This is a genomic window from Methylomonas sp. ZR1 (assembly GCF_013141865.1).
Taxonomy (GTDB): domain Bacteria; phylum Pseudomonadota; class Gammaproteobacteria; order Methylococcales; family Methylomonadaceae; genus Methylomonas.
The window spans coordinates 3,305,487-3,318,036 of record NZ_RCST01000001.1; the positions used below are offsets into that span (position 1 = coordinate 3,305,487).

At 53.4% G+C, this 12,550-nt stretch carries 10 protein-coding genes; all 10 read right to left on the reverse strand.

All coding sequences use genetic code 11. The features are described from left to right. Positions 1–575: 575 nt before the first annotated feature. Positions 576–1,325, reverse strand: a complete 750-nt coding sequence (locus tag DDY07_RS14915; RefSeq protein ID WP_033157138.1) for a PEP-CTERM/exosortase system-associated acyltransferase — start codon at positions 1,323–1,325, stop codon at positions 576–578. 373 nt (positions 1,326–1,698) lie between these two features. Next, complete coding sequence (locus tag DDY07_RS14920) at positions 1,699–2,652, reverse strand: glycosyltransferase family 2 protein (RefSeq protein WP_171696441.1); 954 nt, start codon at positions 2,650–2,652, stop codon at positions 1,699–1,701. Then, the gene (locus DDY07_RS14925) at positions 2,645–3,847 is read right to left on the reverse strand and encodes a glycosyltransferase family 4 protein (RefSeq protein ID WP_171696442.1); all 1,203 of its coding nucleotides are present in this window, start codon (positions 3,845–3,847) and stop codon (positions 2,645–2,647) included. Before DDY07_RS14925 ends, DDY07_RS14920 begins: the two co-directional genes overlap by 8 nt. A gap of 22 nt (positions 3,848–3,869) precedes the next feature. Next, positions 3,870–4,739, reverse strand: coding sequence for a glycosyltransferase family A protein (locus DDY07_RS14930; protein WP_171696443.1), 870 nt, complete (start codon positions 4,737–4,739; stop codon positions 3,870–3,872). Beyond that, positions 4,736–5,527, reverse strand: a complete 792-nt coding sequence (locus tag DDY07_RS14935) for a glycosyltransferase family 2 protein (protein WP_101051769.1) — start codon at positions 5,525–5,527, stop codon at positions 4,736–4,738. Before DDY07_RS14935 ends, DDY07_RS14930 begins: the two co-directional genes overlap by 4 nt. Positions 5,528–5,530: 3 nt before the next feature. Continuing rightward, positions 5,531–6,475 (reverse strand): class I SAM-dependent methyltransferase, encoded by a 945-nt coding sequence (locus tag DDY07_RS14940; RefSeq protein WP_171696444.1) that lies wholly within the window; start codon positions 6,473–6,475, stop codon positions 5,531–5,533. A 20-nt stretch (positions 6,476–6,495) separates the two neighbouring features. Further along, complete coding sequence (locus tag DDY07_RS14945) at positions 6,496–7,815, reverse strand: lipopolysaccharide biosynthesis protein (RefSeq protein ID WP_171696445.1); 1,320 nt, start codon at positions 7,813–7,815, stop codon at positions 6,496–6,498. A 10-nt stretch (positions 7,816–7,825) separates the two neighbouring features. Continuing rightward, positions 7,826–9,070: an O-antigen ligase family protein gene (locus tag DDY07_RS14950; protein ID WP_171696446.1), complete on the reverse strand. Its 1,245-nt coding sequence runs from the start codon at positions 9,068–9,070 to the stop codon at positions 7,826–7,828. Between the two features lie 9 nt (positions 9,071–9,079). Beyond that, on the reverse strand, positions 9,080–11,434 hold the full coding sequence (locus tag DDY07_RS14955; RefSeq protein WP_171696447.1) for a polysaccharide biosynthesis tyrosine autokinase: 2,355 nt from the start codon (positions 11,432–11,434) through the stop codon (positions 9,080–9,082). A gap of 3 nt (positions 11,435–11,437) precedes the next feature. Next, positions 11,438–12,538, reverse strand: a complete 1,101-nt coding sequence (locus DDY07_RS14960) for a polysaccharide biosynthesis/export family protein (protein ID WP_101051772.1) — start codon at positions 12,536–12,538, stop codon at positions 11,438–11,440. Between the last annotated feature and the right edge of the window lie 12 nt (positions 12,539–12,550).

A 12,550-nucleotide genomic window follows, 5' to 3' on the forward strand; every position in this document is an offset into this window, starting at 1 on the left:
AGCCAGTATATCAGTTTGACTCCGCAACTTTACCGTAAGCTGCTGGAATAGGACAGAAAAACGCCCACCCAAAAACGGCTGCACAGCGTCTGCAACGGTGGCCGGCAGCCTCGGCAAATTCAAAATGGATTGTTTACGTGCGGGCTGTATCTTATATAGATTCCCGGTTCGGCTTGCCCTGAGGCATCAAGTTTTCTGTTTGACGTGTGTGGTTCTTTTCGACTGGCGCTAATTCAACAGCTCAAGCCTGCTCGGTCTGGCTTTAGAGGAACGGGGAAAGTAAAGGCTTAACGACGAGCCGCGACGTAATGACTTTCAGAAGAGGGAAGTTTCCGGGAATAACCTAGCAGGGTTTAAACACCGCCGACACGCCCGCACGGCAACTGCAGCATGACTTAGGGCTGTTTTCACGCTGTGGCCTGGCATCGGTAACGACACTAGCGGTTTACTCCAATCCGGCAGCCGCGCCGCCCAGATTTAATAGATCGCCAGCGCAAACCGGGCTTTTTTTTGCGATAAAGTTGCCCTGCAAACCGCTTAGTATCTGAAACTGGGCATGATCGCGCGCCGATACTTTAAGCTCTTTGCCGCTTAGCCACCGATTGCTCTAGCAGTTCTGAATATTTGCGGTAATCCAACTGATAGTCTTTTTGCCACAAAGGATTGGCAAGAATATGCTCAACATCCAATGCATAAGGAATACGCTGACCGCGATGGTCGCAGGCGCCGCCTACCTGTTGCATTTCAAACCCCTCTTTCTTAACCGCGTAAGCCAAAGACGGCGTTACCAATATGTACCACTGTTTAATATCGTTCCGCGCCGAGTAGACAACCGCCGCCCGATACAAACCCCACATAATGCTGCGAGTCTGATTTTTAATGGTATGCAGATAACGGATGTTACCGCTGTCCTTGGCAACTTGTTCAGCGTCTTGCTCCTGTTGCGGGAAAGCCCTCGGGGCAAAGCGTCTGGCTTCTCTCAATACGCAGAGGCGGGATATTTCTATGGATTGTTGGTATTGTTGAGGGGTTATAGGCTGGTCGGGAACGCACTTGGCTTCGAAAGGGAAAACGGCTTGGTTCTGATAAACCAAGCGTAACGCGCCCAGCCACTGCCCGGTGTATCGGTGCCGAACCATGAAATGCACGGAATGGCGGTCCCATTCGTCAAACTCCATTTGTTCCGGAAAATTTTCTTTGTCCTCATAACCCATTTCGTCGCAATAGACTTGGTATCTGAGATTGTAATGAATGCGTTTGCTTTCAGGCGTGTCAGCTAAAAAAACCTCAAAACAACTATCAAATGAATGCTTTTCAGAAATCAAGATGAAACTCCATAACGTAATTAATCAAATTCCCTAAACATCCGGGCACTACTCTTCAAACTCAAAGAATTGATAACAACTGTTGCTGTTATCCCCGCTCTATCGGTGAAAGACCCTGTCGGTCTTTTGCAAATCCAACCTTGTATTTTTTCCGAATTTTTGCTGAACCATACCGGCGCGACGCCTACGTACAATTAACAAAAAAACCGGTTCTGACCGGAAAAACACAATGTTGGTTAGGAATCTACAGAGTCAAGATGAAGAAAAACTGTAATTTAGATTAGGATAAGATGAAGATTGGATTAATTTTAGAACCAGTTTTGCCGTTATTCCGCGAAAATACTGGCTTAATCGCTGCCAGGAAATTATCGAATTACGATCTGCCGTTAAGGCTATTTTCAGAAATAGCGCCCGCCCAATAAGCTTTATGCAAACTAAAGCGTCTGTTCAAGCTCTGCGGCATTCTAGCGTGCATTCCCCCGCCCATTTTATAGCCCAGCCATTTCAGACCGGTGCGCAAACAGGCCGACGGCAGCAGCCAAGGCGCATTTTTCAATAGATACTTCAGCTCCGACACGACAAAACGCCAGCCTTCGCCGGAAGCACCGCCAAAGGTCTGCTGCAACCAAGGCGTATGGGCGTGAAAAACGCCAATATCGAAATAGCGCTTAAATTCGTCGACAAATCCGTAATCGTGCGAATGAAACACAGCGGCATCGCCGCAATAAGCCACTTTCCAGCCGTTTAGCAACATCTTGCCGACCACAAAAGTATCTTCGTTCATGATGGTATTCAGCGGAAACCCGCCAACGCCCATTAATGCACTACGCCGATACGCAGCAAACGAATTGGAAATAAACGCCGTCTTGATGCCGAATTGCACCTTATCTTGCAAACTGCGCACCTGACTTTGCGGCGGATAATTGAATAAACGGGCATGCGCGCCGATCGGCCCGGCATTGCGGTGCGGCAATTGCCTGCCGTAAGCAGCGCCGACGCTGTCGTCTGTAAACGCTGCCAGTAATTTTTCGATGGCATCGGGGGCCGCCAGCAAGGCATCCTGAGTCAAAAACACCAGAATATCGGCATCCGCCAACCAATTCACGCCTAGTTGTCGGGTGCCGCCATGATTAAACTCGGACTTGGCTATCACTTGCACGTCAAAACCTGCGTCGCGGGCCAAAACCACCGTATTGTCATCAGACGAGGAATCTACCAACAGCCGATAATCCGGCTTCACGGTTTGTGCGGCAAAAGCTTGTAACCACGATTCCCAAAGCTCGCCGGCATTCAGAGTCGGCACGATCAGACCCACTTTTTTATTCATAAGACGAACCTTCTATTAAGGACTGCGGCAATTTAACGTGATCGGCTTTTGTCATCACTTTCCAGACTTTATCGCCTAATTTAACCGGGTCCAGCTGCTGTTCGACATATTCACGGCTACGCAGCGCCATGTCTTGCCAAGTCGCTTGAGTCACCACTTGCGTTTGCCGCAACACCGCACAAACCGAAGCCTCATTGCGCTCGAACACCAAACCGGCGCCATACATTGCCAAATGATCCCAAGCCAAACCTTTCGCGACCAGCACCGGTCGACCGGCTGCCATGGCCTCCGCAACCACATTGCCAAAATTTTCGCGCATACCGCCCGTTTCCTCCAGGCCGGACGGCAACACCAGGAAATGACTGTCGGCCAACAACTGCTTCACTTCGGCAACCGGCAAATAGCCTTTATAACTGATAGCACCGCCAGCCTGCGCCAGCAAAGCCTGAAATTCTTCAAAATAAGCCCCATCGACACTGCGGCCGGCGACCACCAAACGGTCATTTGGCCGGCGCGTTTTTAACCAGGCCCGGATAAACGCATTGATGCCTTTTTCTTGCTGCACGTGCCCCAGAAAACACAATTGGGTGCCCTCGCCTTGCGGATAGCCGGCGACTTGAAACTCGCGACTGTCGATGCCGTTCGGCACCAATAAAACCTTGGCGTCCGGCCCCAAAACGTCGGTGACGCCCGCCGCTTCGGTATCGCTGGTGCAATGCACCGCAATGGCCCGGCGCAAGGTCGGAAAAGTCAACCACTTGTAAAACAACCATTTATGCGGCTTCTGCCGCCGAATCAGCGCCACATGTTCCGGCATCAAGCCACCGTGCACAGCCACCATGAATGGCCGGCGCAGCAATACGCAAAACAGTGCCGCCAGCGTGGAAGGCCAAGTAGCAATGCCGTGGATATAGATCCGGGGTGCCTGCCAACAGAGCTTGAAAATCTTTGGAATGGCGCCCAATCCAAAGCCCCAGCGCCGAAACCCGTAACAGCGGTAAAGTCTGACATCGACTTGCTTGCCCAGCTTTACATCCTCGGCGCGCAAGCGACCGTCTATCGACTCATCAGCAGCGACCAGCGCCATGCCGTGGCCGCGTTCCGACCAGGCTTTGGTCAATACGCCGCAGGTCACCGATACGCCGCCATAGCCTTTGGCCGGCGGCACATGCGTCGTGACAATACCTACATCCATTTCATTTCTCCTGAAACAGTCTTTAAATACATTTTTCCGATTTGCCGTAGGTCAAAAACCCGCGCCAGATCCCGACCAAGTTGTAAAACGAATACGCCAGTTTTTGCGGATTGAAGGTGACCAGCGCCAAGGCCATTTTTAACAGTGGCGCGACCATCATCTTGCGGACGATGTAATACCAAATAAACACATCATGCTGATTGGTAAACTTGCGAATATAAGCGCCGATGCCGGTGGAATACATCAACATCCTGGCCGTGCCGAGTTTGTAATGATCCTTGTTAGCGTGAAAAATCTTGATCTCGGGCGTGTAAAACGCATTGCCGCCGGCGCGCAGCAAGCGGTACAGCAGCTCAAAACCTTCCGCCCCCGAATATTTTGAACCGATGCCAAAATCGTGATCCAAATGAAACTGCTGCCTGTCGACCCGTTGCAGATCAAAAAACTGGGTAAACTCCACGCCCATCATCCGGAAGCGGTTGAAATAGCCGGCTTTGTGGCTATTCACGCCGATGCTGAACCGGGTGGCGGAAAAGTCGTAGGAACCGGCCACCAGAATGGCCATATCTGCGCGCCGCTTAAATTCCGCGACCACTTTTTCCAACACATCCTGGTCATAGGCACAATCGTCGTCGGGAAAAGCGACGATGCGGCCTTGCGCCAAACCGATGCCGTAATCCCTGGCCCGGGCGTTGCCGGTGAAATCCACCTTGACGTGCTTGATGTCCATCAACGCTCGATAAGAGTCCAAAATAGCGTCGATCTTGCCGTCACGATTTTGATCGATAACAATCAGCTCGAAGTTTTTATAGGTCTGAAACAGCAGGGATTTCAAAAAATCCAAGACTTCCGCGTCCCTGCCCAAGGTTGCCAACACCAACGAAATTTTCATACCGCACTCCTTGCCCAGTTACCGGCTTTTGCTTGCAAATAAATCGAGGCTTCATACCAGGTGAACATCAGCGCAAACTCCAACCCGGCCGCACCGTCCAAAAAGCCGCCACGTAACAAATAGTGATAACAGAACCTCGCCAGTATTCGCAGCCAGGAACGTCCCAGTAATACGCTTAAGCGGCCGCGCGTGGTCATCACCGCCCCGGCGGTGGGTTGCAATTGCACTTCCTGCGCAGCCTTACCGACGTGCTTGTGCATCCACTCGATAATTTCGCCGTGGTAAAAATAATGCTCGTAAGGAATATCGGAATAGCCGATGCGGCAGCTATCCAACACCGCTTCGCCATGCCCGGTGTGGTTGCGTACAAACCGGGTAGTCTCGCGGCGCACCAGTCGGGGGTGATAAATGGGATAACCGGGCGCATGGTTCAAGCGTTTGCCACGCAGATACAACACCGAAGGCACCATCAACACGTCGATACTGTGAGTTTCGGATAATTTGGCTTCAAACCAGTCGTAAAAGGCCTGCGGATAAATTTCGTCGGCATCGACGAACAAAATCCACGGCGTGTCTATGCCGCATTGACGAATCGCGAAATTGCGTTGCTCTGCAAAACCCGGCCAGGGGTTACGATGAATCGCGCAGCCCCGCTCTTGGGCAATGGTCAGCGTGTTATCGGTACTGCCGGAGTCGACAATCGCGATGGGGTAGCGTTCGGGGATACCGGCCAAACAGCTCGGCAGATTGGCTTCCTCGTTTTGGGTCAGAATAACGACGGTCAACATGGCTTATTGCTTCACCGCGTACACGTTCAGGTAAATGCCCAAACCCAAGGTATCCATTAACGCCGCAAACGGTATCTGCGCATACTTAACCAAGGTGTCGGCCAGCTTGGCCAAGCTGCCGGTTAGACCCAAACGCCTGGATAGCGCGTTGTACTGAATCCGGGTGACTTGCTCGGTTTTAACCACGCGCAAGCCGTGACGCTCCAACAAACTTTTCAGACCTTTTTCGGTAAAGTAATTGACGTGTTCCGGCACCCACAGGCAGGCGTTTTCCTTGGTACCCAATAGCTTTACCAAAAACGACGCATAGTTGGGCACCGCGCAAGCCAGCACGCCGCCGCTCTCCAGCAGATCGGCCACTTTGGCAATAGTGCGGTCCGGTTCGAGTATGTGTTCCAGCACTTGCGACATCACTACCACGCCAAACGCCTGCTCGGGCTGATACTGCTCGAACATGATGGGCAAGGGCTCGTCACCGTTTAAATCCTGGAACACCCGGTTTTCATACTGGCCGGGATTGATGCTGACAGTGCGATAACCCAACAAGCGCAAGGCGCGGGTATAAAAACCAAACCCGGAACCAATGTCCAAAGCCCGGTGATTGCCGGATTTGTTCAACTGATCGGCTTGCAGCGCCATGCGCTTGGCATCGACGGTGCAATTAGGAAATGCAAGCTCCCGATCCAGCACTTCGTCCAGCGTAATCGCTTGCGTCAACGCCTGCCCGGAGTATTGATAGATGACTTGCAACCATTGCCGATGCGGCGGTTGATTCAAAAATCCGGTGCCGCAGCAGGCACAGCGGTAAATCCGGAAGGCTTTTCTGCTGGCGCTATCGGTATACAGATAGTCTTTTTCCCGCCAAAAACCGATTTTTTCCGCGCCGCAAGCCACGCAGGCGCGCAGCACTTCGCCATATATTTCTGTTGTCATTGTTGCGTATGTCATCGTGTTCACCGTTGTCACTTTTAAGCATCCGCCGCGAGCGGCTGTTGTCTCAATGTTTGAATCGTTCCAGGCTTGGCGCTGCTATCGGCTTGCCAAGGTTTTGCCAAGATTGCCAACACCACGGCTTCGATACCGAAATAAACCGGATTGGCCCAGGCCGCGCCGGGCAATCCGTATTGGCTGACCAGAACGGGAATAGTCATCGCCGCCGCTACCGCACCGCACAGACGTCCTTTCAACAAGGTTTTGGTACGCTTATGCGCCAGCAGCGGTTGCGCCAGCGCCGTACCCAAGGCATGCAAAGCACAGCCCAGCGCCATCGCCGGCATTAAATCCACCGCGGCGTGATAAGATTTTGCCAACACCATAGAAGCCACCCAATCCTTAGTCAGCAGTAAGAGCAACAAACCGAGGGCACCCAAGGCAGCGACACTGGTTATCCAGACCCATAAAATCGAAAAGGCCTTTTGCAAGTGCTGTGCGGAGAAGGCTTGAAAATAGGCGGGCTGAAACGTACGCAGCAGCACCATCGCGCTGCGATTAAAGGCCTCGTTGACGATCATATACGTTGCGGCATACAAGCCTACGTCCGCAGCGGTCAGCAAATAACCAATCACATAACGATCGCCCAGACCGTTGATCCAGAAAATCAATTCCATCGGAATTAAAGGCAAGGCATAAACCCAGACTTCGCGGCGAAAAGACCGACTAGCGGTCGCTGGCATCCGCACGGCATTACGGCGTTTAACCACGATCCAAACCAGATTGGATAGCAAGCTGGCCAGGATATAACCCAGCAACACCCATTCCGGATTGCCGCCCAGCCACCAGACCAGCGCTATCGCCAAAGCGGGTCTCAACACGCTGTCGCTGGTTTGCCAAAGACTAGCCAGGCGCTGTTTGCGCTCGCCTATCGCCAACTGTATGCCCAGTTCGCGTTGTACCGTAATAGCCAACAACACGCCGGTCAGCAAGAACAACACGCTGCTGACCTCGACAAAATAGCCGTAGGCAAAGCCACCCAGCACCAGTAAGCCAATGGCTAACATGGTGGCTTGCAGCGTCAAACCGGCGACGGCAGCATGCAAACCACTACGCTGGCCAGCGGTTTCGCATTCCGGGACGATACGCATGCCGGCGCAGATAAACGGATACGAAAACACCGCCACACCCAGCGCGACAAAGCCGTTCAATAAGGCCACTTGGCCGTAAACCGCCGGGCTAACCAGTTCGGTCAATAAGCGCGTACCCAGCAATAAGGCTAAGGCCGAGGCCGCCTGGCCGAACAAGGCCCAGAAGGCATCGCCAAATAATTTGCTCTGTTTCAATGCACCGAACATCGCAGACTTCCTAAGGTAAACGCGGGGAGTAATCGGTTCTGGCCGGCATGGGCTGAACCATTACCCCGGCTTTAGCCGTGCAGCCCAATACCATGCCCCACAGCATCATTAACAAGGCGTTCTGCGGAAAATACTCCCACATATTGAATGTCAGCCCTGCCGCGAAGATAAACATCGTCACCAGACCCTTATTGGGGTGGACAGACATCCGTGTCGTGATCCATAAAAACGTCAGATACGCCAGTAAGCCGATCACGCCGTAGCCGTTCAACAAGAACAAATACAGGCTGTCGGAATCGAACTGCCCCGGAAAATACTCGGCACCGAACAGCAGATTGACAGTATTGGAACTCAGGCCCAAGCCCCACCCGAACAACACATCCATCGGATCGTGCACATGATTGGTAAACACCCGTTGCCACAAGTCAATCCGGCCGTCTTGAGTTGGGTCGGCATCGTCGCGGCCGCTCAACAAGGGGCTGGAAGCCAAAATCAACGCCCCCACCGCCAGGATAGGCGCTGGCATCACCAAAGCCCAGCGATCACGCGGCCGCAGCGCGGCATAAACCTGAAAAAACACCACCAGCAAGGAACTAATAAAGGCGGTACGCGAGCCGCTCAACAACGCTAAAAATACGCTCAGCGCTAACCAACGGCGCATGCCTGGCACCAAGGCAAACACCAACGCGCAAGTTGCCATCGTCGCCCCGAATAAATTAGGACTGACGAAGGTGCCGAAGGGCCGACCGCCACCCAACATCGATACACCGAACAGCGGTGGCGCCCACAAAGCCTGGGCTAGCGCCAAACCGGTTTGCAACACCAGGTAATAGCGCAGATAGCTGGCGAACTTGTACAACACGTAATCGCCGGCACCCAAACGACTGGTGACGAAACCGATCAAGGCGACCGGCAGATATTCAAACACCCGCAAGCCGGTCAGCGGCACGACTAGCGGCAAATCCAGATAAAGGGCGTAGCCCACTTCAAACAGGACATAGCTACAAATCACCCCCAGAAACGCCAGCACCGAACTGGTAAAAATTCCGTTACGCAAACGCGGCTCCAGCCAGGCGTAAACGATCAGCACGCCCAACAAAGCCTCGCGCAGAATCCGCAATCCCATTTCCTGCTCGCCGTAGACTTCCTTAATACCTGCCCAAGCCGATTCGACCTGCGGCAGCGAGGCCACCATTGACGCACCAACCAGCGCAATCAGCAGCACCGGCAGGTCTTTTTCCAGGCGGATTCTCATCGTTATTGTTTAAACCCGCTCGTCGCTTTCGGCAGGAACCGGCAACAGCTCCCTATCCAGCTGTTTACCTAACCAGTCACCCACTGCGTGATATTTATCGCTCCAGCTGGATTCGTCCTTCGGTTCCTGATCCGCGCGTTGGTAGGCGTAACCGTAATACGGATAGTAAGACGAGCCTTCCTTCATATCATTGATGATGAAACCGTTAGGTTTGATGCCGACTTGTTGGAAACGGCGGGCACTGACTTCCAGTTCTTGCGCGGTATAGCGGCCTTCTTTCACCACCAGGAAAGTAGCATCGGCATGCTTACCCAGAATCGCCGCGTCGGTCGCACCCAGAATCGGCGGCGAGTCGATGACGATGTGGTTGTAAAAGCTTTTCAGCTGCTCCAGGGTTTCCGACAATTCGCCCAGCACCAGCAATTCCGCCGGATTCAGCACCATATTGCCGCGCGGAATCAAATCGATACCCACATCCGGTAAGCTGACGATCACTTCGCCCAGCGTTGCCCGGCCTGACAACAAATCGGACAAACCCGGTTGCTTACCTATCGAAAAGGTATCGTGCAAACGGCCGTTGCGCATGTCGGCGTCGATCACCAGCACCCGTTTTTTGATGCTAGCCAACAAGGCCGCCAAGTTAGAGCTAACAAAGGACTTGCCCATGCCTGGCGCCGGGCTGCTGACCATGATCACCTTGCTTTCGTGCTGAGCCAACGTGGCTTCCAGCGTGGTGCGCAGGCCGCGCAGCGACTCGACGGAAATATCCAATGGATCCTGAGAGACCAGAATACCGTTGTCTTTATCCTTACCCAGCAAACGCCCCAATTTATGCTGCTTTTTGCTATGCGGAATCGCCGCAAACAAGGGCAAGCCCACTTGATATTCCAGCAAGGCCGGGTAGTTGTCGTGGCGTTGCAGCGAATGTCTCAGGAAAATCAACGCTGAACCCAAGCTCAAGCCAAGCAAACCGGCTATCGCCAACAACAAACCAGGCTTAGGCCAGTAAGGTTTTTCCGGCGTCACCGCGAAGTCGACGATGCGTGAGTTGCCCAAAGAACCTGCGGCGGCGATGCGTTGTTCCTGGGCGCTGTTCAACAAAGAAGTGTACAACTCGGTGTTGACCTGCACGTCGCGCGACAAACTCACCATGTTTTGCTGGGTTTTCGGTAAATCCTTAATACGTTTTTCCAAAGCCGCCAGCTTATTGTTCACGCGCTTGATCTGGGCATTGGTGGAGATCATGTCCGGATGCTCGGATTCCAAACGCTGGCTTTGTTCGTCGTATTTTTGCTTGAGCTGAATGCCCAGGGTTTCCATATCGGAGGCCTGTTTCAACAGAATCTCGGCTTCGGCGGAAATATCCACCGCGCCGTGTTGCTGGCGATACGCGCTCAAACCTTGCTCGGCTTTTTCCAGACGCTCCTTGACGATAGGCAACTGGCTTTCCAGAAAACCCAGTTTTTGCGAGGCTTCCGCCGATTCCCAATTCACCGTGGCGTTGACGTAAATCGCCGCAATATCGTTCACCGACTTAGCCAGTTGCTCCGGGTCGCTGCCTTTCAATTCCACGCTCAGAATATCGGTGTCTTTGGATACTTCTTTGACCGCAAAAGCTTTTTGCAGAGTTTCGATAGCTGACAGTGCGGTGCGGCGGGTTAATTCAAAATGCGTACCCGGATGCGCTTCCAGCGTTTCAACTTTAATCGTCACCGGGGTTTTCTCGCCAATCTCGGCACTCAACACTTCACCGACCTGGCCAGCCAGCAATTCGTCGCCGCGCGGGTCGAGCAGTTGAAAACGCCCGGCTTCCAACGCGATCAAGGTAAATTCTTTTTCCAGATAACGATCCGGCACACTGAACGCGGCGATTTTCAGCTTTTCGCCGCCCCAAGCCCAACGGCTAAAGCCCCACCAGGCATCCGCTATGCCGTCATGCTCATCGTGGCGGCGCGCCAGGGTTTCGCCGATCAATGGAAAAAAGTACGGCTCGGTTTCGATGGTCAAATTCAGGTTATCCACGACTTTGCCCAACACCGAACGCGAACGCAAAATCTCCACTTCCCGTTGCGCGCGGGGGCTTTCCGCTTCCGCCGGCGCTTGGTTGTTTTCGCTGCGTAGCGTGGCGGACAGCAAGGCCTTGTTTTTGTCGATTCGCAGCAGAGCATCGGCTTTGTAGGTACGCGGCGCCAACACCAGATACACGGTGGTGACTAGCAACACCGAGCACAGCGCGATAAAAATGGTTTTGCGGCCTTCGATCAGCAAATCGACGTAGTCGCGAATACTGACGCTAGGCTCTGGCATTCTCGCCTGATTCAGCGGTTGCACGACCGGCGTAGCTTCGTTTTGTGTGTAAATCATCAGTTACATCCCCATCATCGCGGCTTGCGACATGATTGCGGTAAACGAGCCGGGTAAAATTTGGTTCAGGACCCTAGACCATTGCGTGACACCGGCGGTACCGATGAACAACGTGTCGTGGGCTTGCAGCGGAAACTGGTCGGCCAGAATCATCGCATCGGGCGATTCTGCATCCAGTTGGAAAATTTCCGGCTGCATGTCGCCGGCGCGGATCACGTAGATGTCGCCGGGCCGCGAGGTATTGAAATCAACCCCGGACGCTTCGGCCAAGGCTTGCGACAAACTCATCCGGCCTTTGTTGATCTGGATGGCTTGCTGGCGGTTGGCCTCGCCCATCACGAACACTTTGCTGTCTTTTTGATCGCCGACATTCAGCACGTCGCCATCCTTCAATAGCAAGTTTTGAGTGGTCAAACCTTTTTCGTACATCGATTGCACATCCAGCTTGTAGAGTTTGCCGTCGCGGGCCAGCGCTACGTTGGCAAAATCGGAGTCCTTGGTCGAGCCGCCGGCGCGGGTGATGGCTTCAGCGACCGTCAATGGCGTTTCGTTCATGGTTTGCACGCCGGGACGCACGACTTCACCGACCACCGCTACGCGGTGCGCCTGGAAGGACAGCACGCGAATGTCGAGTTTGACCTTTTTGAAATATTTGGACAGCTCGCGCGTCAAATCCGCGCGGGCTTCGCTGACGGTTTTACCGGCCACGTGGATACTGCCGACGTAGGGGTAATACAAGTCGCCATTCTCATCCACCACTTTACCGGCTAGCTCCGGCATGATTTTCTCGCCGCCGGGATCGTTCAGTTCCGGATGCTCCCAAACGGTGATTTGTAATCTATCCTGCGGGCCAATGCGGTAGCTGGTTTTGTTGGGGTCCACCGGCGGCAAATTGTTAATGGCCTGGCGACGGTTCGCCTCCCGTTCGATAATCAAATCGGCGGTAATCGGCACAATGCGGACTTTCTCCTTGACCAATTGCCCGTCTTTTTTCATCGGCATCTCGATTTCGGTCAAACCATTATCGGTATTCATATCCATGCCTGGCGCCAGGAAACAACCGGGCAAGGTTAAGATCAGCATGATGGGAATCAATCTAAACATGTAAGCGTGTCC